Raw genomic sequence first — 21,629 nt, forward strand, 5'->3', positions numbered from 1 at the left:
AATAAAGTGAAAATTACTGTATTTAAAAAAAAAATTAGTATTCATGATCATGAATAAAAAAAAAAAGAACAATAAATTTAACTTTAAAAGTTTTGGAGTTTCCTCTTTTTATTTGTTTAAAAAAATGATTTTAAATGATTATAAATTAGCAAAAATAAGTCGTGAAATAAGCATTTTAGGACGTAAAGAAGTTTTAAATGGTAGAGCTAAATTTGGAATATTTGGAGATGGAAAAGAAATTCCTCAAATAGCTATGGCTAAAATTTTTAAAAATGGAGATTTTAGATCTGGATATTATAGAGATCAAACTTTTATGATTGCCATTGGAGTTTTAAATGTAAAAAGTTTTTTTTCTCAGTTATATGCACATTCTGATTTAGAGGAAGAACCGGTTTCTTCTGGTAGAATGATGACATCTCATTTTGGTACACGTCTACTCAATTATGATGGAAATTGGAAAAATTTAATGAACCAAAAAAATTCTAGTGCAGATATTTCTTCTACTGCTTCTCAAATGCCAAGATTATTAGGGTTAGCTCAAGCTTCCAAAATTTATAAAAATTTAAAAAATTTAAAAAAAACACATAAAATATTTTCTCATAATGGAAATGAAGTAGCTTTTGGAACTATTGGAAACGCAAGTATTTCTGAAGGATTATTTTGGGAAACCGTGAATGCATCTTCAGTATTACAAATACCAATCATTATTTCTATTTGGGATGATGAATATGGAATATCTGTTACTAATAGGTATCAATTCTCAAAAAAAAATATTAGTGATATTTTATATGGATTTCAAAGAAATAAAAAAGAAAATGGAATAGAAATTATTCGTGTAAATGGATCCAATTACATAGATCTTACAAAGACTTATATAAAAGCAGATAAAATAGCACGTTATGAACATGTTCCTGTAATAATACATGTTACTGATTTAACTCAGCCACAAGGCCATTCTACTTCTTCATCACATGAGAGATATAAATCCAAAACACGTTTAGAATGGGAAAAAAAAAATGATGGAATAAAAAAATTTAGAGATTGGATTTTGAATTTTAAGATTGAAAATGAACCAGGAGTATTTCAGAATATTGCAGATATTCATTCTTTAGATAAAATAGATATAGAAGCAAAAAAATATGTTCATTCTGAACAAAAAAAGGCTTGGGAATCTTTTCAAAAACCTATTGAAAAAATAAAAAATGAAGCTATAACTATTTTAGAAAAGTTGCAAAATACATTTCCTTGTAAAAAATGGATAAAAAATCAGATCAAAAAATTACATATAAATCAATATTTATATACTAAAAAATTCATATTTTGTATTGTTCGAAAATCTTTATATTTACTTTCTGAAGAAAAATTTTATAAAAAAAATTTCCTGATAAAATGGTTAAAAGAAAAATTCAATAAAGAAAAAGAAAATTATTCTTCAAATTTATATAGCATTTCTGAAAAATCATCAATAAAAATAACCGAAATTAAACCAATTTATTCTGATTATGAAGTAGATGGTAGAATAATTTTAAGAGATAATTTTGATAAATTATTAGAACTATATCCTGATCTTTTAATTTTTGGAGAAGATGTTGGTAAAATTGGAGATGTCAATCAAGGATTAGAAGGACTTCAAAATAAATACGGGGAAATACGTATTTTTGATACTGGAATACGAGAATCTACAATTCTAGGACAAGGTATCGGTCTTGCAATGCGAGGACTTCGTCCCATAGTTGAAATTCAATATATAGATTATATTCTTTATGCTTTGCAAATCATGAGTGATGATTTAGCAACTTTGCAATATAGAACAAAAGGAGGACAAAAAGCACCAGTGATTATTAGAACTAGGGGCCATCGTTTAGAAGGGATCTGGCATTCTGGATCTCCTATGGGAGGAATTATTAATTATTTAAGAGGTATTTTGATACTTGTTCCAAGAAATATGGTAAAAGCAGCTGGTTTTTATAATACTTTGTTATATGGGGACGATCCAGCTTTAGTAATTGAGTGTCTAAATGGTTATAGAATAAAGGAAAAATTACCAAAAAATTTAGGTTATTTTAGAATTCCAATTGGAATAGTAGAAGTTACTAGGATAGGAAAAGATATCACTATAGTTACTTATGGTTCTACATGGAGAATTGTTAATGAAGCATCAAATGAATTATCTAAAATTAATATAGAAACTGAAGTAATTGATATTCAATCTTTATTACCTTTTGATCTTCGAAAAGATATTGAAAAAAGTTTAAAAAAAACAAATCGATTATTAATTATTGACGAGGATGTTCCAGGAGGGGCCTCGGCTTATATTTTACAAAAAATATTAGAAGAACAAAATGGGTACTATTATTTGGATTGTCCACCTATTACAATTACGGCTAAAGAACATCGGCCACCTTATGGATCAGATGGAGATTATTTTTCCAAACCATCTATTGATGATATTGTAGAAAAAGTATTGCAAATCATGCATAATAATTAGTTAATAGATAATAAGTAGTAGTAATAAAATTATTATCTTTGAATTATCAAAAAGATTCTAGTGTTATTTTTATCATTAATATATGAAAATAAAAATAGAAAGAAGTTTTTATTCAAGAATTAAAAAAATGGATTTCGAAAATATTTCTTTTGGAAATCACTATTCGGATCATATGTATTATTCAGAATTTCGAAATGGAAAGTGGATAAATTCTATTATTAAACCATTTGGAAATATTATGTTTTCTCCTGGATCTCTTGTTTTTCATTACGGTCAATCTGTTTTCGAGGGTATGAAAGCTTATAAAGATAAACATGAAGAAGTATTTTTATTCCGTCCAAAAGAAAATTTTAAAAGAATGAATCGATCTGCTATACGTTTGGAAATGACGACTATTCCAGAATATATTTTTATGAATGGATTAAAAAATTTAATAGATATAGATAGAGATTGGGTTCCAAAAAAGTATGGACAATCTTTATATATTCGTCCTATTTTAATTGCAATAGATAAATGTTTGTCTGCAAAGCCCTCTAATGATTATCTATTTATGATTATATCTACACCGGCAGATTATTATTATAAAAAACCTTTAAAAATAAAAATAGAAGAAAAATATAGTCGTTCTGCATCTGGTGGTGTTGGTTTTACTAAAGCTTCTGGTAATTATGCATCTTCATTTTATCCTACTAGATTAGCTAAAGAAGAGGGATTTGATCAGATATTATGGACAGATGCTTCTACTCATACACTGATTGAAGAATCTGGAACTATGAATGTATTTTTTTGGTTAAAAAATAAACTTATTACTCCATTATCTAATGAGAATATATTAAGTGGAATAACCTGTAAAAGTCTTCTTTCTTTAGCTAAAGAAGAGGGATTAGAGATAGAAGAACGAAAATTAAGGGTTTCAGAAATTATAGATGGATTGAAAAATAAAATCTTAAAAGAAGCTTTTGGTTGTGGTACAGCCGTAGTTGTCACTTATTTTGAAATAATTAGTTATAAAGGTAAAAAATTTTTTTTACCGGATCTTTTAGATAAAGAAAGGATATCAATTCGATTAAGAAAAAGACTATTAGATATACAACATAATTTATCGGTAGATCCTTTTGGATGGAGATTAAAATTAAAAAGAATTTTGTAAGATCTATGAATGAAGAATTTCAATCCATAGAACATATAACAAAAAAATCTTTATCTATTTTATATAGATTAGAACCTTGTCCAAGTTTGAATTTTCAATATACTAAGAAAGAATATCCAGGAGATATTACTTTGATTTTATTTCCTTTATCTGAAAAATTAAAAAAACCTGTAGAAAAAATTGGTAAGGATATTGGAAATTATGTCAAGAGTCAATTAGGAGATAGGATTACTTTTTCTATTATAGGTGGTTTTTTAAATTTTATTTTTAAGGATAGTTATTATCTTCATATTCTTAAAAGAATGTTGAATAAAAATTTTTATAATTTAAAATTACCATCTGAAAATATAATAGTGGAATACTCTTCTCCTAACGCAAATAAACCTCTTCATTTAGGTCATATTAGAAATTGCCTTATTGGACATTCTATATCCGAAATTCTGAAAATTGTGGGACATAAAATAACTAAAATTCAAATGATTAATGATAGAGGAATACATATATGTAAATCTATGATTGCTTGGAAAAAATTAGGTAAAGGAGAAACCCCTAATAGTTCAAAAATGAAAGGAGATCACTTTGTCGGTAAATATTATAGTCTATTCGATAAAATTTATCATAAGGAAATTCACGATTATTCCAAAAAAAATAAAGATTACAATGATAAAAATATTCCTATTCTAAAACAGGCAAGAATTTTATTAAAAAAATGGGAATCTGGACATCCTGAAACTATAAGTATTTGGAAAAAAATGAATAAATGGGTTTATGAAGGATTTAAAGAAACTTATAAAAATTTGGGAATCAATTTTGATAAAATAGAATATGAAAGTCATGTTTATCAATTTGGAAAAAATATTGTAAAAAATGGTCTAAAAAAAGGTCTATTTTTTAAAAAAAAAGATGGATCTATTTGGGTTAATTTGGAAAAAGAAGGATTTGATCAAAAACTTTTATTACGATCAGATGAAACTTCTGTTTATATCACCCAAGATATAGGAACTGCTGTAGAACGTTTTAAAAAATATTGTATAGATAGGTTAATTTATATTGTAGGAAAAGAACAAGATTATCATTTTCAAGTACTTTTTAGTATATTAAACCGTTTAGGATATATATGGGTAAAAAAATTATCTCATCTTTCTTATGGAATGGTAGATTTATCAAGTGGTAAAATGAAATCTAGAATGGGGAATATTATAGATGCTGATAGTTTTACATTAGAAATGTGTTCCATTGTAAAAAAAAAATTTTTAAAAAATTTTTCCAAGATAGAAAAAGAAAAATATTCTGAAGTAATAGGATTAGGAGCTATAAAATATTACTTTCTTCAAGTAGATCCTAGAAAAAGGATTCTTTTTCATCCCTTAAAATCTATAGATTTTAAGGGTAAAACAGGAACATATATTCAATACGCTTATTCTAGAATTCGTTCATTAGAACGAAATTTTTTAAATTTATGTTCATTAACTAATGAGGATTGGTCCAATATCAAATTGGATCTTTATGAAAAAAAAATGATTAAAATTCTTCAAAAATATCCATTAATATTAAAAAAATCAGCAATGTATTTGAATCCTTCTTTAGTAGCAAATTATGTTTATGAAGTTTCTAAAACTTTTAACCATCTCTATCAAAATAAAAGATTAATAGATCCTTTAAGTATTATTCATAGTAATATTAGAATGAATATTATTCATGTTACAGGAAATATTTTAAAATCAGGAATGAGTTTATTAGGAATTAAAATGCTTGATCGTATGTAATAAATAAACACACTTATGTTTGAATATTTACAAAAAAAATTAGATAAAGCTCTTCATATTTTCAAAGGAAATAGTAGAATAAACGAAATCAATATAGCTGAAACACTAAAAGATATTCGTAAAGCTCTTATTGATGCAGATGTTAATTATAAAATAGCTAAAATATTTGTTCAAAAGGTTAAAGAAAAATCTATTGGTAAAAAAGTACTCTCTTCTTTAAATCCAAAACAATTAATTATAAAAATAATATATGATGAATTAGTTTCCTTAATGGGTAAAAAAAACATAGAAATCAATATTTCTAATAATCCTACTATTATATTAATTTGTGGATTACAAGGTAGTGGAAAAACTTCTTTTTCTTCTAAACTTTCTTTTTTTTTGAAAAAAAAAAAGAAAGAACCTTTATTAGTAGCAGCAGATATTCATCGTCCTGCAGCTATAGATCAATTAAAAATTATAGCAGAAAAAGATAATCTTCCCGTTTTTTTCTTAAAAAAAAGTAAAAATATAATAGAAATTTTTGACAAATCTCTTATTTATGCTTCTGAAAAAAAATGCAATGTCATTATTATTGATACTGCAGGGAGATTAGCAATTGATAAAATTATGATGGATGAAATTCAAAAAATTTATCAATATTCTAAACCAGATGAAACTTTATTCGTTGTAGATTCAATGACGGGACAAGATGCTATAAATACTGTTCAAAGTTTTTCCAAATTTTTGAATATTGATGGAATAGTCATGACTAAATTAGACGGGGATAGTAGAGGTGGAGCCGCTATTACTATGTCTAGCATCATTGGAAAACCTATTAAATTTATTAGTAATGGAGAAAAGATAGAAAATCTAGAAATTTTTTATCCAGAAAGAATAGCTAATAGAATTTTAGGAATGGGAGATATAGTTTCTTTAGTAGAAAAAGTTCAGGAACAATTTGATGAGGAAAAGACTAAAAAAATTTATAAAAAAATATCAAAAAATCGTTTTGATTTTGAAGACTTATTAGAGCATATTCAACAAGTAAAAAAAATAGGAAGTATTAAAAATATTGTTTCCATGATTCCTGGTATGGAAAAAATTATTGATAATAAAAATAAAAAAAAATATTCTTTCAAAGAAATAGAATCTATTATTTTATCCATGACTCCTTATGAAAGAAATCATCCAAAAATACTTACTGATATAAAAAGAAAAAAAAGAATATCAAATGGATCTGGTGTTTCCTTAAAAGAGATAGATCTTTTATTAAAACAATTTTCTAACATAAGTAAAATAATGAAAACTATTAAGGAAAATTCAGGAAAAGATATTATAAAAAATTTTTTATCAAAAATTATTAATAAAGAAAATATAATGTAAAAAGTTATTGGATAAACTTTAATAAAAGTTTTCTTTTATTGAAAATATTTTTAATTTTGTTCGTTATATGTTTCAATATCCCAATAAATAGATAGAGGGGTATTTTATTTCGAATAATATGAATGAGTAAATCATGATGAAAGGTTTTTTAAATAGAGATAGATTTTTAAGAATTTTAGAAAATATAAATATTTGGGATATTGTTATTGTTGGAGGAGGAGCAACAGGATTAGGAATAGCATTAGATTCAGCTTCTAGAGGATTCAAAACTTTACTTTTAGAACAAAATGATTTTTCTAAAGGAACTTCTAGTCGTAGTACGAAATTGATTCACGGAGGAATAAGATATTTAGCTCAAGGAAATATAAAATTAGTTTATGAAGCTTTGCAAGAAAGGGGGTATTTGTTAAAAAATGCTCCTCATTTAGTGAAAAAAAAACGATTTATTATTCCTATTTTTAATTGGAAAATGGGTATTTTGTATTGGACTGGTTTAAAAATTTATGAATGGTTATCTGGATCCTTGAGTTTTGGAAACTCTCAATTTTTATCTAAAAATGAAATACTAAAAATGTTTCCTGAAATTAGATCAAATAATTTAAAAGGAGGTATTTTATATTATGATGGACAATTTGATGATTCTCGTTTAGCTATTGATTTAGCACAAACTTGTGTTCAACAAGGAGGAGTATTATTAAATTATTTTAAAGTGAAAAATCTTATTAAAAAAATAGAAAATAAAATAAATGGAGTAATAGCTTATGATCTTGAAACTAAAAAAAAATATTCTATTTATTCAAAAATAGTGATTAATGCAACTGGAGTTTTTTCCGATACTATTTTAAAAATGGATAATCCCGCATCTACTATTTTTATAAAACCTAGTCAAGGAACGCATATTGTATTAAAAAAATCTTTTTTTAGTAGTTCAAATGCTATAGTAATTCCAAAAACTTCGGATGGAAGAATTCTATTTAGTATACCATGGTATGATCATGTTTTAGTAGGAACTACAGATACATTTTTAGAAAAAAGTGTTCTTGAACCCAAACCTTTAGAAAAAGAAATAGATTTTATTTTACAAACTTTTAACCAATATTTTTTATATAATCCGAATAAAAAAGACATTTTAAGTGCTTTTTCTGGGTTACGTCCTCTTTTCGTACCTCCTAATTTATCTTATTATCCTACTAAAGATATTTCTAGATCTCATAAATTGATAATTAGTCCTTCTGGTCTAATAACTATTATAGGGGGAAAATGGACTACATATAGAAAAATGGCAGAAGAAACTGTAAATAAAGCTATTGAAATAGGAAAATTAAAGAAAGTTTCTTCTATAACTAAAAATCTTAAGATTTTTGGTTATAGAATTGATTTTTATTCATGTAAAAATTATAATAATTGGGGGGATAAATATGGAGATGAAGAAATTCATATTCAAAAATTAATTGAGGAAAATCCTTTATGGGGCAGTCCATTAATTTATCAATATCCTTATCATTGTACAAAAGCAGAAGTTATATGGATGGTACGTTATGAAATGGCTAGAACAATTGAAGATGTTTTAGCAAGAAGATTTCGTTTATTATTTTTAAATGCTAAAATAGCAATAGATATAGCACCAATAATAGCATCATTAATGGCAAAAGAACTTTCTCGAGATAAAAAATGGGAAGTATCCCAGATAGCTTCTTTTAAAGAATTAGCCATGCAATATTATTATCCATTTTGATTTTTTAAGGAGAAAATTTTTTGTAATTATTTATATGTTTATGAAAAAATATGTGCTATCGTTAGATCAAGGAACTACGAGTTCTAGAGCTATTATTTTTGATCAAATTGGAAATATTATTTCCGTAGCTCAAAGAGAGTTTACACAAATTTATCCTTATCCTGGATGGGTAGAACATAATGCAGAAGAAATATGGTCTACACAAGCTTCAGTTGCTTTAGAAGCTATTTTAAAAGCAAATTTAGAAGGAGAAAATATTATTTCGATAGGAATCACTAATCAAAGAGAAACTACTGTAGTATGGGATAAAAAAACGGGAGAACCAATTTTTAATGCTATTGTTTGGCAAGATAGACGAACATCTAATTATTGTGATAAAATCAAGTGTGATGGACTAACTGAAATGATTAGAAAAAAAACTGGTCTTATTATAGATCCCTATTTTTCTGCTACTAAAATAAAATGGATATTAGAAAATATTCCAGGAGCTAAAAAAAAAGCTCATTCTGGATATTTAGCTTTTGGTACTATAGATTCATGGTTAATATGGAATTTAACTGGAAAAAAAATTCACGTAACGGATGTGACTAATGCATCTCGTACTATGCTTTTTAACATTCATACTCTTAGTTGGGATCAAGATTTAATAAATTTATTTGATATTCCAAAAACAATGCTTCCAGAAGTCAAATCATCTAGTGAAATTTTTGGTTACACAACTGGAAATATACTTTCTCATAAGATTCCTATATCTGGAATTGCTGGAGATCAACAGTCAGCTCTTTTTGGTCAAATGTGTACAAAAATTGGAATGGTAAAAAATACTTATGGGACTGGTTGTTTTATGTTAATGAATGTAGGAGAAAATCCTGTTTTTTCTCAAAATAATTTAATAACTACTATTGCTTGGAAAATTAAAGATAAAGTTCAATATGCTTTAGAAGGTAGTGTTTTTATTGCAGGAGCCGTTGTACAATGGCTTAGGGATGGATTAGGATTACTTTTATCTTCAAGTGAAGCAGAAATACTTGCATCTTCAGTAGAAGATACAGAAGGAATGTATATGGTTCCAGCTTTTTCTGGATTAGGGGCACCTTATTGGGATCAAAGAGCAAGAGGGACCATTGTTGGAATTACTAGGGGGACTTCTTCTGCACATTTTGTTCGTGCTGCTTTGGAAAGTATTGCTTTTCAAAATATGGATGTACTAAAAGCAATGGAAGCAGATTCCGGGATTTCTATTAAAGAAATTCGTGTAGATGGAGGTGCTACAGTAAATAAATTATTAATGCAATTTCAATCTGATATTTTAAATGTAAAAGTTGTTAAATCTAAAATTTCGGAACTTACAGCAGCAGGAGCAGCTTATTTAGCTGGATTAGCTGTAAATTATTGGAACAGTCTTGAAGAGATTCAAGATAATTGGAAAATGGAACAGATTTTTGAACCGAAAGGGATGTCAAGTCGTTTGGAAAGAATTCAAGGTTGGAAAAAAGCGATACAAACAACCCGTACTTGGTCTAGTAAGTAAATTTTTTTTTATAAAAATGAAAATAAAATGACAAAAATATATGCCGAGATTATAGGAACTATGATTTTAGTATTTTTAGGAAATGGAGTAGTAGCTAACGTACTTTTGTCAAAAACAAAAGGGAATGGTGGAGGATGGTTAACTATTACTGTAGGATGGGCTTTAGCAGTTTTTATAGGTATTTTAGTATCTTATCCTTATAGTGGAGGGCATTTAAATCCGTCTGTAACAATAGGGTTTGCCATAACTGGGAAGTTAAATTGGAATCTTGTCCCTTTTTATATTTTTGCTCAATTTATTGGAGCAATGTTAGGTGCTTTATTAGTATGGATTTTCTATAAAGATCATTTTTTAGAAACTAAGAAAGAACAAGATAAATTATCTGTTTTCAGTACAGGACCTACTATAAAAAATTTTTTTTCTAACTTTTTAAGCGAAGTATTGGCTACATTTATTTTTATGTTGGTTAATTGTTACCTTACAAAAAAATATCCTATTGTAGGATTAGGGATTTTAGGGGCTTTTTTATCTTCTTTAGTTGTGTTGGGAATTGGATTATCTTTAGGTGGAACTACGGGTTGTGCAATTAATCCAGCTCGTGATTTAGGTCCAAGGATTATATATTCTATAATTCCAATTCCGGGAAAAGGGAAAAGTAACTGGGATTACGCTTTTATTCCTGTTTTAGGCCCTATTGTAGGTAGTTCAGGAGCTGCTGCATTATATTTATTGTTATTCTCATAATAATAAAAAAATTTGTAACTTTTTTTTTATTAATTAAGTGTATAATATATATAAATGGATAATAAATATTTGATCCCATTTTTTTAATAAGATTCCAATATGGATCACATAAAAATAGGAAAAAAATTGAAATTTTTTATTTTTTCTGATAGAGTTGGATCAGGATTACCATTATGGTTGCCTAGAGGAACAATTTTAAGAAAAAATTTAGAAAATTTTTTAACCGATATTCAAAAAAAATCCGGATATGAGATGATTATTACTCCACATATTGGACATAAAAAATTATATGTTATAAGTGGACATTGGAATAAATATGGAAAAGATAGTTTTAAACCTATTCAAACTCCTCATTCAGAAGAAGAATTTATTTTAAAACCGATGAATTGTCCTCATCATTGTGAAATTTATCGTTCCCAGGAATGGTCCTATCGCGATCTTCCTAAACGTTTTGCAGAATTTGGTACCGTATATCGTTATGAGCAAAGTGGTGAACTGCAAGGTCTTACAAGGGCAAGAGGATTTACCCAAGATGATGCACATATTTTTTGTACTTATGATCAGTTATTGGAAGAATTGAAAAAAGTAATAAATTTATTTTTTCATGTATTTCGTCGTTTAGGTTTTTTAGAATATACAGTTAGAGTATCACTTAGAGATCCAAAAAAAATAAATAATTATATTGGATCTGAAAAAAATTGGAAAAAAGCTGAGAAAGCTATACTTTTAGCGGTAAAAGAAGAAAAAATAGAATCTACGATTCATTATGGAGAAGCTGCTTTTTATGGTCCTAAACTGGATTTTCTTATTAAAGATTCTTTGGGAAGAAATTGGCAATTAGGAACTATTCAAGTAGATTATAATTTACCTGAAAGGTTTGATTTATATTATAGAGGTAAAAATAATGAAAAACACCGTCCAGTAATGATACACAGAGCTCCATTTGGTTCTTTAGAACGTATTATAGCTATTTTGATAGAACATACAAAGGGGAACCTTCCTTTATGGATGGTTCCTAATCAAGTGGTAATACTTCCTATAAGTGATAAATATATAGTTTATGCAAAAAAAATTTTAAATTTGATGTTAAATTATAATATTCGTGTTTTTATTGATAAAAGAAACGAGAAAATTGATAAAAAAATCAGAGATTCGGAAGAAAATAAAATTCCTTATATGATTATTTTGGGGGAAAAAGAAGTAATTACTCAAACTATTTCATTACGAAAACATGGTTTAGGTCATATAGGAATATTATCTATTTCCAACGGAATAAACACTATTTTTAAAGAAATTAATTAAATTTATAAAACTATTATCATAAAAAAAAAATTTTCAAGGGGAAATAAAAAAAAGAGAATATATCGTTCATTTATAAAAAAAAAGGAGGAACATCGTATTAATGCTCATATAGATTCTAATAAAGTTCGTTTAGTTGGTGATTCTATCAAAAATGGAATTTTCTCCATTCAAGATGCCATTCAATTATCTATAGATAAAGGATTAGATTTAGTGGAGATAAATCCAAAAGTTGATCCTCCAATATGTAAAATATTGGATTATAAGAAATTTTTATATGAACAAAAGAAAAAAAAGAAGCAATTTAAAGCAAAACAAATTAAGGTAAATACTAAAGAAATCCGATTTGGACCACAAATCGGAGATCATGATGGAAAAGTTAAAATAAAAAGTGCTGAAAAATTTTTAATGAGGGGGGATAAAGTAAAAGTTTTTGTTTTTTTCAAAGGTCGTTCTATAGTATATAAAGACCAAGGAAAAATTAAATTATTAAAATTTGCAGAAGAAATTGAAGAATATGGAAAAGTGGAACAAATGCCAGTTATGGAAGGAAAAAGAATGTACATGATATTAGCCCCAAAAAAAATTTAGTATGCCAAAATTAAAAACAAAATCAGGAACTAAAAAAAGATTTAAAAAAACCGCTAATGGATATATAAAAAAAAAACATGCATTTAAAAATCATCTTTTAACGAAAAAATCAAAAAAAAGAAAACGGAAACTTTCTACATTTTCTCTATTGAAGAAGTCTGATCAAAAGAATATAAAAAAACAATTCTAAATTATAGAAAATAATGCCAAGATCTACAAATTCTGTTTACTCAAGACGAAAAAGAAAAAAAATACTTAAATTTGCGAAAGGATTTTATGGAGCTAGAAGTAAGGTTTATACAATTGCTAAGAATGCGGTAGAAAAATCTTTTAGTTATGCTTTTTTAGGAAGAAAAAAAAAGAAAAAATATTTTAGATCTCTTTGGATTCAACGTATTAATGCTGGATCACGTAAATATGGAATTTCTTACTCCAAGTTTATGAAAAAATTATCTGATAAAAGTATTAAAATTAATAGAAAATTTCTTTCAGATTTTTCTATGAACCATCCAGATATTTTCAAAAAAATCGTGGATGATATTACCTTATAATAGAGAGTTTTTCCTTCTCAAAAAAATTATCAATTTTTTTTTTATTAATTTTTTTTTCATAGAAGAAAAATAATCTATAAAAAGTTTACCTTCAATATGATCATATTCATGTTGGATCACTCTTGCACAAATTCCTTTTAAAGTTTTTTTTTTTTTATTCCAGTTATTATCGTAATATTCTATTAATATATGAGATTTTCTTTTTACATATTCCATGATTCCAGGAAAGCTTAGACATCCTTCATTGAATTCACATTCTTCTCCATATATTTTCAATATTCTAGCGTTAATAAAAACTTCTTTATAATTATATTTTCCCTTTTTTGATAGGTAAGGCGTTTTTACTATAAATAATCGAATATTTTTACCAATTTGAGGTGCTGCTAATCCTATTCCTTTTACTTTATGTAAAGTTTCAAACATATTTTTGATCAATTGATTAATTCGACTATCTTGGGAATAGATATTTATATCTATATCGATACATTTTTTTCTCAAAATAGGATTTCCATAAAGTATTATAGGTAATATCATAGATTAATTTTTTTTATTTTTTTTTGCAAGATAAGATTGTAAAATGAGGGTAGAACTAATTTGATTTAAAATATTTTTTTTTCTTCTTTTTTTTTTTTTTATCCCTAATTCGATCATAGTGTAAAAAGCAATTTTAGATGTAAAACGTTCATCTAATCTATCTATTAATATTTTAGGATATTTTCTATGAAATTTAAAAATAAATTTTTGAATATATTTTTCTATTAAAAAATTTTTATTTTTTAATGTTTTAGGTAACCCTATAACAATTTTTTCTATCTGTTCGGTAACTATAAAAATATCCAAAAAATCCATTAATTTCTTAGTTGGAATGGATTTTAATCCAAAGGAAAATACTTGTGAAGTATCTGATATAGACAAACCAGTTATTATTTTTCCGTAATCTATCCCCAAAATTTTTTTCATTATTGTAACAAATATATTTATATTATATATATTTTTGTCTTTGTTTGTATCAATTTTTATGAAAGTAAATCAACTAAAATTAGAAATAGAAAATTACTGGGATAAAAAAAAAGAAATCTGGTCTACAAATGATAGTATAAGAAAAATAGTGATTCATGTTATTGATTATGTCGAACAAGGATCAATAAGAGTTTCGGAGTTTATAAATGGAAAATGGAGAGTCAATGAATGGATAAAAAAAGCTATAATCATGTATTTTTCTATAAAAAAAATGAAGACTATAGAATTAGGGCCATTCGAATTTTATGATAAAATACCGATAAAAAATAAATTTAAAGAGAAAGGAATTCGCGTAGTTCCTCATGCTGTAGTACGTTATGGTTCTTATATTTCTCCTGGAGTTATCCTGATGCCTTCTTATGTAAATATAGGATCTTATATAGGAAAAGAAACAATGATAGATACATGGGCAACTATAGGAAGCTGTGCTCAAATTGGAAAAAGAGTCCATATAAGTGGAGGAGTTGGAATAGGAGGGGTTTTAGAACCAATCCAAGATAATCCTGTAATTATTGAAGATGATGTTTTTATTGGATCTAGGTGTATTTTAGTAGAAGGAGTACTTATAGAAAAAGAATCCGTATTAGGAGCAAATGTTGTTATAACTTCCTCTACTAAAATTTTTGATGTAACAAATCAAAAACCTATAGAAATAAAAGGTATAATTCCAAAATATTCTGTAGTAATCCCTGGATCCTATCCTAAAAAATTTCCTTCAGGAATATATCATATTCCATGTGCAATGATTATAGGAAAAAGAAAAGAAAGTACTAATAAAAAAACATCTTTAAATGAAGCGTTGAGAACGCATCATCTTGTTTTGTAATTTTTTTTACTTATCATGTATTTTTATAAAGAAATAGAAAAAAGTGTAAAAATATTGAAAAGAGGAAAATGTTTACTATACCCTACAGATACTGTATGGGGATTGGGATGTGATGCTTTTAATTTAAATTCTATAGAAAAAATATATAAAATAAAAAATAGAAATATTTCTAAATCTATGATTATTTTAATAGAAAATATAGATCGTTTATACGAATTAATAGAGGATATTCCTAATTTAGTTAAGAAAATTATTCAGGATAATTCTATAAAAAAAGAGAAACCTATTACTATAGTATATAAAAAACCTCGTAAAATAGTTTCTAATTTATTGATCAATAGTAAAGATAATACTTTAGCTATCAGATTAACTAACGATCCATTTTGTTCTCATTTAATTAAAACATTAGATAGACCTATTATATCTACTTCTGCAAATTTATCAGGATTTCCAACTCCTAAATCCTTTTCTGAAATTAGTTATTCTATCTTAAATAAAATAGATTATTCGGTTAATTTTCGTAGAAAAGAAAAAGCACGCTATAATAGTTCTTCTATACTAAAAATTATTTCAAATAAAATTAAAATATTACGTATGTAATTTACATGAATTTAGTTTCTGCTATTCATAGGGATATATTTCGTATTATTAGTAATTCTGCTAAAAAAATACGACAAGATTGTTATGTAGTTGGAGGTTATGTTAGGGATTTTTTACTTAGTAAAAAGCTTTCTAAAGATTTAGATATTTTAACAATAGGAGAAGGAATTAAATTAGCTAAAGAAGTTTCTAAACATATAAAACCAACTCCTAGAATAAATATATTTAAACGTTTTGGAACTGCTATGTTAGAATTTGATAATCAAAAAATAGAATTTGTTAGTTCTAGAAAAGAATCGTATCATCTCTACAGTAGAAATCCAATTATTGATTTTGGAACATTGCAAGATGATCAAAATAGAAGAGATTTTACAATTAATGCTTTAGCGATTAGTTTAAATAAAAATAATTATGGAAAATTATTTGATCCATTTGGAGGAATATTAGATTTGAGAAAAAAAATTTTAAGGAATCCATTAAATTCAGATATTACTTATTCTGATGATCCATTACGAATGATGAGAGCTATACGATTTGCAACTCAACTTCAATTTATAATAGATAAATCTTCATTTAAATCGATTCAGAGAAATAAAAATAGAATCAGTATTGTTTCTATAGAAAGAATTACAGAAGAATTTAATAAGATACTTTTATCTAAAAGGCCTTCTATAGGATTATTTTTATTATCTAAATCTGGATTATTATCAATAATATTACCGGAATTAGTTTTATTACAAGGAATAGAAGAAAAAAATGGATATAAACACAAAGATAATTTTTATCATACTTTACAAGTAGTGGATAATATTAGTAAAGAAGAAAATAATTCTATCTGGTTAAGATGGGTAGCTTTGCTTCACGACATAGGAAAACCTTATACGAAAAAATTTTTTCCAAAAATTGGTTGGTCTTTTCATGCACATGAGTTGGTAGGATCTAAAATGAGTTCAAATATATTTAAACGTTTCAAGCTCCCAAAAGGAAAATATATAAAATACGTAAAAAAAATAATCCAGAATAGCTATAGACCTGTTTCTTTAATAGAACATAATTCTAGTGATTCAGCTATACGTAGATTATTATTTGATATGGGAGAATATATGGAAGATTTAATAAAACTATGTATAGCGGATATTACTACAAAAAATCTAGAAAAAAGAAATAAATATAAAAAAAATTTTTTTCTTTTAATGGAAAGAATGAAAAAATTGGAAGAGAAAGATCGTATCCAAAAATGGGAACCTCCTATATCCGGAAACGATATTATGAATGCTTTTCATATTAATCCATGTAAAGAAATAGGAATAATAAAAAATTTTATTAAGGAGTCTATTTTAGATGGAAAAATATCTAATGAATTTTATCCAGCCTATTTACTTATGTTAAAAAAAGGGAAAGAATTAGGATTGAAAAAAATAATTAAAAATTAATATATGTTTTTTTATAACATTAATGGAAAAGAAAAAAAAAAAATTGTATTATTACCACATAATAATCCCGATGGAGATGCTTTAGGTTCTTCTTTAGCTCTATTATTTTATTTAAGAAAACTTAAACATGATGTAGATTTAATATCTCCTACAGAATATTCCGAATCTTTTAGATGGCTTCCTGGAAGTAAGGATATTATTATTTTTTCTGAAAAAAATCAATCTTTGATAAAAAAAAAAATTATAGATTCCGATTATATTTTTTTTATAGATTTCAATAATTTATCAAGAATAGAATTTTTAAAAAAATTACTTTCATTTTCTAAAGCAAAAAAAATATTAATCGATCATCATCCTGATCCTTTTTATTTTGATTTTATGTTTTCAGATACAACGGTAGCAGCTACTAGTATTTTAGTATTTAGATTTATATCTAAAATGAATAATTTAGATAAAATAGATAAAAAAATAGCTACCTGTTTATACGTAGGGTTAATGACAGATACTGGAAATTTTCGTTTTCCTTCCGTAACATCGGAAACCCATTTTATTGCTGGAAAATTGATAGAAAATGGAATAAATGTAGAAAATATATATAATCATTTACACGAAAAATATAACGAAAATAGATTAAAAATTTTGTCTAAAGCTTTGGAAAAATTGAAAGTAATAGAAAAATATCGTACAGTTTATACTAGTATTAATTCTTATGATCTAGATTTATATCCTTATAAAAAAGGGGATACCGAAGGTATTATTTCCTATGGATTAGGAATAAAAAATATTGTGTTTTCAGTATTTTTTTTTGAAGAAAAAGAACAATCTCCAATTAGAATTTCTTTTCGTTCAAGAGGAAATTTTGATGTCAATCTGTTTTCTAGAAAACATTTTGGAGGAGGGGGACATAAAAATGCAGCTGGGGGAGTATTAGAAAAAAGTTTATCCGAAACGATTGAATACTTTTTAAAAATTATTCCTAATTATCATAAACATCTTATTTTTTCCATTTAATATTACATCCGTAACTTGGTTTTTTTATGGGATATATTTTTTTTACACCATCATACTCTAAAAGAGAATTTAATATTTTTCTAACATCATATCCTGTAACTGGAATTCCATTGTTTGGTCTAGAATCATCTAATTGTCCATGATAATATAAATCTCCTATCCCATTAAATATAAAAAATTCAGGAGTACATTGAGCGTCATAATATTTAGCTACTTCTTGTTTTTCATCAAAAAAATAAGGAAATATATAACCTAATTTATGAGATATTTTTTTCATATTTTCAGGAGAATCTTCTGGATATTTTTCGATATCATTGGAATTTATAGCTAAAAAAGAAATTCCTTTAGGAATATAATCATTAGTTAAACGTACTAATTCTGGATTAATATGTTTAACATACGGACAGTGATTGCAAATAAACATAATCACAGTTGCTCTATCAGAAAAAAAATCTTGAATAGATTTTTTTTTTCCTGATAAAGATTCTAATAATTTAAAATTTTTTATTTTTATTTTTTTAATTTCATTGGAAGAATAGGTAATTACCATAATTATTTTTTTTACCAATTTTATAAAATTAGTTTATTTTTTCTGTTTTTTTGAAAAAAAAATAAAATATTTTTTTTTTTCTTCTTCAGCTAATTCCTCGTCTATTAATATTCTTCCACTATTTTCATCTATTAAAAGTTTATTACGTTGTATTAGTTCGGAGTATTTTTGTGGAGTAATAGCAAGATAAGATCCTAACGGTGCTCCTCTTTGTACAGGAGCAACGGCTACTCCATTTTTAACTCTATTTCTTATTTTTTTATAAATTTTTAATAAATTATTATCGATTTTTTTAGAAAAATCTATAGATTTTTCTAGTAATAATTTTTTTTCTTTTTTATTTTCTGAAAAAATTTGATTTAATTCTTTTTTTTTATGAAAAATATGTTCTTTTTTATTTAAAAAAAGATCTTCTTTTTTTTTAAAAATTTCTTCATTTTTATGAATGTTTAAATTCATTTGTTGAATTCTTTTTTTAGATAATTTAATTTCTAGTTTTTGATAATCAATTTCTTTTTCTAGAAAATATAATTCTTTATTATTTCTTATATTTTCTTTCTGTTTTTCATATTTTTTTATCAAATTTTCTGAATATTTAATTTCTTTGTTTTTTTGATTGATATCCTCTTTTATAGAAATAATTTCCTCATGAATATTTTTCAATTTTTTTTTCATTTTTTCAAGTTCTTCTTCCAAAGAATTGATTTCTATAGGAATATTTTTACGAAAATTTTCTATTTCATCTATACGAGAATCTATCAGTTGAAGATGATATAAAACTCTTAATTTATCTACTATTTTAATAGATACTTTTATTTTATTATTTTCCATAATATTTTTTAATAAAAATATTTAACTGGATTAGTATGAATTTCTGATTCATAAACAGGTATATGAGTAAATTTTTTATCTAAAAAAGATTTAAGAAGATTTTTATTAAATTTTTCAGATTCATAATGTCCTATATCTACAATCAATATTTTTTTTTCAGATTTGAAAAAATCATGATATTTAAAATCAGAAGATATAAAAACATGGGCTTTTTCTTTTATAGCTTTTTCAATACCAAAACTTCCAGAACCTGCAATCATAGCTATTTTTTTAATTTTTTTTCCTATAAATATAGAATGTCTAATACACAATAAATTCATTCTATTCCTTAAATAAAGAAGAAAATCATATTCATTCATTTCTTCTATTAGAAATCCTATTATTCCTATTCCAATATAGGGATTAATATTTTCAATATTATAAATTTCATATGGAACTTCTTCATAAGGATGACTTTTAAAAAGTGCTTCTTTAATTAAATTCAATTTATGGGATGAAAAAACTACATTAATACAAGTTTCTTTTTCCATATGAAAATGTCCTTTTTTTCCAAAAAAAGGTTTTGATTTTTCGTTTCCCATAAAGCTTCCAAAACCATCAAAATTATAACTACAACGACTGTAATTAGATATTTTTCCAGCTCCTGCATTAAATAAAGAATTTCTAACTTTATCAGAATAAGAAATTGGAACATAAGTTGTTAATTTTTTTATAGCCCCCTTTTTAGGAAATAAAGATTTTTCTCTGTTTAACTGTAAAAGTTTGGATATGTAAGAATGAGTTCCTTTCCAGCTGGAATCCAGGTTAGTATGAATTACATAAATAGATATATCATTTTTTAAGGCAGAAATTACGACTCTTTCTGAAAAAGTATTTCCAGTTAAACTTTTTATTGATTTAAAAATAACAGGATGAAATGATATAATAAGATTACAATTTTTATGTATAGACTCTGAAAAAACTTCCTCAGTAAGATCTAAAGTTATCAATATTTTTTTTACTTTTTGAAAATAAGACCCCACTATAAGTCCTATATTATCATAGGATTCTGCATATTCCCTAGGAGCTAAATTTTCTAACTCTTCAGCGATATCTCTTACTAAGACTTTCATTAAAAAAAATATAAAAGAAAAAGTATGACAAATTTATAAAAAAAATTGATTTTATTATATTTAGTAGATAGATAAAATAGAATATGGATCAAATTCTATTATATTAATTTTAGTTTAAAATAAAAAATATAATTTTTATTCCTAAAAAATAAAAAAAAATAATCATGAATTTAATTCAAAAGAAACCTAATTGGATAAAAGTGAAATTTCCGATTGGAAAAAATTATAAAAATTTACAAAAATTAGTTTCTTTCCACAAACTGAATACAATTTGTCAGAGTGGTAGTTGTCCTAATATAGGAGAATGTTGGGAACAAGGAGTTGCCACTTTTATGATATTAGGTAACGTTTGTACAAGATCTTGTAGATTTTGTGGAGTCAAAACAGGACGTCCTGAAAATATAGATTGGAAAGAACCAGAAAAAGTGGCTAAATCAATTAAAATATTGAAAATTAAACATGCTGTGATCACTTCTGTGAATAGAGATGATTTAAAAGATATGGGGGCTTCTATATGGATAGAAACCATAAAACTTACTAGAAAGCTCAATCCAGGTATAACAATCGAAACATTGATTCCGGATTTTAAAGGGGAACAAAAAATTATAGATCAAATAATAGATCTTAATCCAGAAGTTATTTCTCATAATGTAGAGACTATTTCTAGGTTAACAAAAAAAATACGTATTCAAGCAAAATACGATCGTAGTCTAAAAGTTCTACAATATATTAAGGAAAAAAATAAAAATATTCGTACAAAAACGGGAATTATGTTAGGATTAGGAGAAAAAAAAGAAGAAATATTAGAAACGATGAAAGATATAAAAAACTCTCAAGTAGATATTTTAACCATCGGACAATATTTACAACCTTCTTTAAAACACTTTTCCGTACGTTTTTTTGTTTTACCGGAAGAATTTAAAGAATTGAAAAAAATTGGATTAAAAATAGGATTTAAATATGTAGAAAGTGGACCTTTGGTTCGGTCTTCATATCATGCAGAAAAACATGTAAAATAAAAAAAAT

Annotated in this window: 21 protein-coding genes; 16 read left to right on the forward strand and 5 right to left on the reverse strand. The window is 25.5% G+C overall.

The genetic code is table 11. From position 1 onward, the window contains the following. Positions 1-49 precede the first annotated feature (49 nt). From DM780_RS02145 to rplT, 11 genes are all read left to right on the forward strand, one after another. Positions 50-2,488 carry an alpha-ketoacid dehydrogenase subunit alpha/beta gene (locus DM780_RS02145; protein WP_110548805.1) on the forward strand — a complete coding sequence of 813 codons (2,439 nt, stop codon included), beginning with the start codon at positions 50-52 and terminating at the stop codon, positions 2,486-2,488. 88 nt (positions 2,489-2,576) lie between these two features. Next, the gene (locus DM780_RS02150) at positions 2,577-3,638 is read left to right on the forward strand and encodes a branched-chain amino acid aminotransferase (RefSeq protein WP_110548971.1); all 1,062 of its coding nucleotides are present in this window, start codon (positions 2,577-2,579) and stop codon (positions 3,636-3,638) included. A 5-nt stretch (positions 3,639-3,643) separates the two neighbouring features. Then, positions 3,644-5,404 carry an arginine--tRNA ligase gene (argS, locus tag DM780_RS02155; protein ID WP_110548972.1) on the forward strand — a complete coding sequence of 587 codons (1,761 nt, stop codon included), beginning with the start codon at positions 3,644-3,646 and terminating at the stop codon, positions 5,402-5,404. Positions 5,405-5,419: 15 nt separating this feature from the next. Beyond that, positions 5,420-6,769 carry a signal recognition particle protein gene (gene ffh, locus DM780_RS02160; protein ID WP_110548806.1) on the forward strand — a complete coding sequence of 450 codons (1,350 nt, stop codon included), beginning with the start codon at positions 5,420-5,422 and terminating at the stop codon, positions 6,767-6,769. Positions 6,770-6,902: 133 nt separating this feature from the next. Next, positions 6,903-8,504 carry a glycerol-3-phosphate dehydrogenase/oxidase gene (locus DM780_RS02165; RefSeq protein ID WP_394336186.1) on the forward strand — a complete coding sequence of 534 codons (1,602 nt, stop codon included), beginning with the start codon at positions 6,903-6,905 and terminating at the stop codon, positions 8,502-8,504. A gap of 34 nt (positions 8,505-8,538) precedes the next feature. Next, positions 8,539-10,035: a glycerol kinase GlpK gene (gene glpK, locus DM780_RS02170; RefSeq protein WP_110548807.1), complete on the forward strand. Its 1,497-nt coding sequence runs from the start codon at positions 8,539-8,541 to the stop codon at positions 10,033-10,035. 27 nt (positions 10,036-10,062) lie between these two features. Further along, positions 10,063-10,779: an MIP/aquaporin family protein gene (locus tag DM780_RS02175; protein WP_110495342.1), complete on the forward strand. Its 717-nt coding sequence runs from the start codon at positions 10,063-10,065 to the stop codon at positions 10,777-10,779. A 99-nt stretch (positions 10,780-10,878) separates the two neighbouring features. After that, a complete protein-coding gene (thrS, locus tag DM780_RS02180; protein WP_110548808.1) occupies positions 10,879-12,081 on the forward strand; it encodes a threonine--tRNA ligase in 1,203 nt (400 codons plus the stop codon). Positions 12,082-12,153: 72 nt separating this feature from the next. Then, positions 12,154-12,669 carry a translation initiation factor IF-3 gene (infC, locus tag DM780_RS02185; protein ID WP_110548809.1) on the forward strand — a complete coding sequence of 172 codons (516 nt, stop codon included), beginning with the start codon at positions 12,154-12,156 and terminating at the stop codon, positions 12,667-12,669. A gap of 1 nt (position 12,670) precedes the next feature. Then, positions 12,671-12,859: a 50S ribosomal protein L35 gene (gene rpmI / locus DM780_RS02190; protein WP_014246360.1), complete on the forward strand. Its 189-nt coding sequence runs from the start codon at positions 12,671-12,673 to the stop codon at positions 12,857-12,859. A gap of 13 nt (positions 12,860-12,872) precedes the next feature. Further along, on the forward strand, positions 12,873-13,220 hold the full coding sequence (gene rplT, locus DM780_RS02195; protein WP_110548810.1) for a 50S ribosomal protein L20: 348 nt from the start codon (positions 12,873-12,875) through the stop codon (positions 13,218-13,220). Here rplT and def read toward each other — a convergent pair. Then, positions 13,215-13,754, reverse strand: coding sequence for a peptide deformylase (gene def, locus DM780_RS02200; RefSeq protein WP_110548811.1), 540 nt, complete (start codon positions 13,752-13,754; stop codon positions 13,215-13,217). The two genes, rplT and def, sit on opposite strands and share 6 nt — an antisense overlap. A gap of 3 nt (positions 13,755-13,757) precedes the next feature. Continuing rightward, a complete protein-coding gene (locus tag DM780_RS02205; RefSeq protein ID WP_110548812.1) occupies positions 13,758-14,180 on the reverse strand; it encodes a RuvX/YqgF family protein in 423 nt (140 codons plus the stop codon). Between the two features lie 58 nt (positions 14,181-14,238). Between DM780_RS02205 and DM780_RS02210 the strand changes: the two genes are divergently transcribed. The 4 genes from DM780_RS02210 to DM780_RS02225 are packed head-to-tail and all read left to right on the forward strand — an operon-like array spanning position 14,239 to position 18,110. After that, entirely contained in the window at positions 14,239-15,066 is an 828-nt protein-coding gene (locus tag DM780_RS02210) for a 2,3,4,5-tetrahydropyridine-2,6-dicarboxylate N-succinyltransferase (RefSeq protein WP_110548813.1), read from the forward strand. Positions 15,067-15,081: 15 nt separating this feature from the next. Then, positions 15,082-15,666 (forward strand): L-threonylcarbamoyladenylate synthase, encoded by a 585-nt coding sequence (locus DM780_RS02215; RefSeq protein WP_110548814.1) that lies wholly within the window; start codon positions 15,082-15,084, stop codon positions 15,664-15,666. 5 nt (positions 15,667-15,671) lie between these two features. Beyond that, positions 15,672-17,099 (forward strand): CCA tRNA nucleotidyltransferase, encoded by a 1,428-nt coding sequence (locus DM780_RS02220; RefSeq protein ID WP_110548815.1) that lies wholly within the window; start codon positions 15,672-15,674, stop codon positions 17,097-17,099. Positions 17,100-17,102: 3 nt separating this feature from the next. Beyond that, positions 17,103-18,110, forward strand: a complete 1,008-nt coding sequence (locus DM780_RS02225) for a DHH family phosphoesterase (RefSeq protein ID WP_110548816.1) — start codon at positions 17,103-17,105, stop codon at positions 18,108-18,110. Here the strand turns inward: DM780_RS02225 and DM780_RS02230 are convergent. The 3 genes from DM780_RS02230 to DM780_RS02240 are packed head-to-tail and all read right to left on the reverse strand — an operon-like array spanning position 18,094 to position 20,603. Then, positions 18,094-18,660, reverse strand: coding sequence for a thioredoxin family protein (locus tag DM780_RS02230; protein WP_110548974.1), 567 nt, complete (start codon positions 18,658-18,660; stop codon positions 18,094-18,096). The two genes, DM780_RS02225 and DM780_RS02230, sit on opposite strands and share 17 nt — an antisense overlap. A gap of 33 nt (positions 18,661-18,693) precedes the next feature. Further along, positions 18,694-19,491, reverse strand: a complete 798-nt coding sequence (locus tag DM780_RS02235) for a zinc ribbon domain-containing protein (protein ID WP_110548817.1) — start codon at positions 19,489-19,491, stop codon at positions 18,694-18,696. Positions 19,492-19,499: 8 nt separating this feature from the next. Next, positions 19,500-20,603: a Nif3-like dinuclear metal center hexameric protein gene (locus tag DM780_RS02240; protein ID WP_110548818.1), complete on the reverse strand. Its 1,104-nt coding sequence runs from the start codon at positions 20,601-20,603 to the stop codon at positions 19,500-19,502. A gap of 164 nt (positions 20,604-20,767) precedes the next feature. Between DM780_RS02240 and lipA the strand changes: the two genes are divergently transcribed. Beyond that, positions 20,768-21,622, forward strand: a complete 855-nt coding sequence (gene lipA / locus DM780_RS02245; RefSeq protein WP_110548819.1) for a lipoyl synthase — start codon at positions 20,768-20,770, stop codon at positions 21,620-21,622. Positions 21,623-21,629: the final 7 nt, after the last annotated feature.

It is taken from the genome of Blattabacterium punctulatus, assembly GCF_003226695.1.
Taxonomy (GTDB): Bacteria; Bacteroidota; Bacteroidia; order Flavobacteriales; family Blattabacteriaceae; genus Blattabacterium; species Blattabacterium punctulatus.

Bases quoted from the DNA above. Each gene is read 5' to 3' on its own strand.
- DM780_RS02145 (WP_110548805.1), top strand. From the start codon at position 50: ATGAATAAAAAAAAAAAGAACAATAAATTTAACTTTAAAAGTTTTGGA.
- argS (WP_110548972.1), top strand. From the start codon at position 3,644: ATGAATGAAGAATTTCAATCCATAGAACATATAACAAAAAAATCTTTA.
- ffh (WP_110548806.1), top strand. From the start codon at position 5,420: ATGTTTGAATATTTACAAAAAAAATTAGATAAAGCTCTTCATATTTTC.
- DM780_RS02165 (WP_394336186.1), top strand. From the start codon at position 6,903: ATGATGAAAGGTTTTTTAAATAGAGATAGATTTTTAAGAATTTTAGAA.
- glpK (WP_110548807.1), top strand. From the start codon at position 8,539: ATGTTTATGAAAAAATATGTGCTATCGTTAGATCAAGGAACTACGAGT.
- DM780_RS02175 (WP_110495342.1), top strand. From the start codon at position 10,063: ATGACAAAAATATATGCCGAGATTATAGGAACTATGATTTTAGTATTT.
- thrS (WP_110548808.1), top strand. From the start codon at position 10,879: ATGGATCACATAAAAATAGGAAAAAAATTGAAATTTTTTATTTTTTCT.
- rpmI (WP_014246360.1), top strand. From the start codon at position 12,671: ATGCCAAAATTAAAAACAAAATCAGGAACTAAAAAAAGATTTAAAAAA.
- rplT (WP_110548810.1), top strand. From the start codon at position 12,873: ATGCCAAGATCTACAAATTCTGTTTACTCAAGACGAAAAAGAAAAAAA.
- def (WP_110548811.1), bottom strand. From the start codon at position 13,754: ATGATATTACCTATAATACTTTATGGAAATCCTATTTTGAGAAAAAAA.
- DM780_RS02205 (WP_110548812.1), bottom strand. From the start codon at position 14,180: ATGAAAAAAATTTTGGGGATAGATTACGGAAAAATAATAACTGGTTTG.
- DM780_RS02210 (WP_110548813.1), top strand. From the start codon at position 14,239: ATGAAAGTAAATCAACTAAAATTAGAAATAGAAAATTACTGGGATAAA.
- DM780_RS02215 (WP_110548814.1), top strand. From the start codon at position 15,082: ATGTATTTTTATAAAGAAATAGAAAAAAGTGTAAAAATATTGAAAAGA.
- DM780_RS02220 (WP_110548815.1), top strand. From the start codon at position 15,672: ATGAATTTAGTTTCTGCTATTCATAGGGATATATTTCGTATTATTAGT.
- DM780_RS02225 (WP_110548816.1), top strand. From the start codon at position 17,103: ATGTTTTTTTATAACATTAATGGAAAAGAAAAAAAAAAAATTGTATTA.
- DM780_RS02230 (WP_110548974.1), bottom strand. From the start codon at position 18,660: ATGGTAATTACCTATTCTTCCAATGAAATTAAAAAAATAAAAATAAAA.
- DM780_RS02235 (WP_110548817.1), bottom strand. From the start codon at position 19,491: ATGGAAAATAATAAAATAAAAGTATCTATTAAAATAGTAGATAAATTA.
- DM780_RS02240 (WP_110548818.1), bottom strand. From the start codon at position 20,603: ATGAAAGTCTTAGTAAGAGATATCGCTGAAGAGTTAGAAAATTTAGCT.
- lipA (WP_110548819.1), top strand. From the start codon at position 20,768: ATGAATTTAATTCAAAAGAAACCTAATTGGATAAAAGTGAAATTTCCG.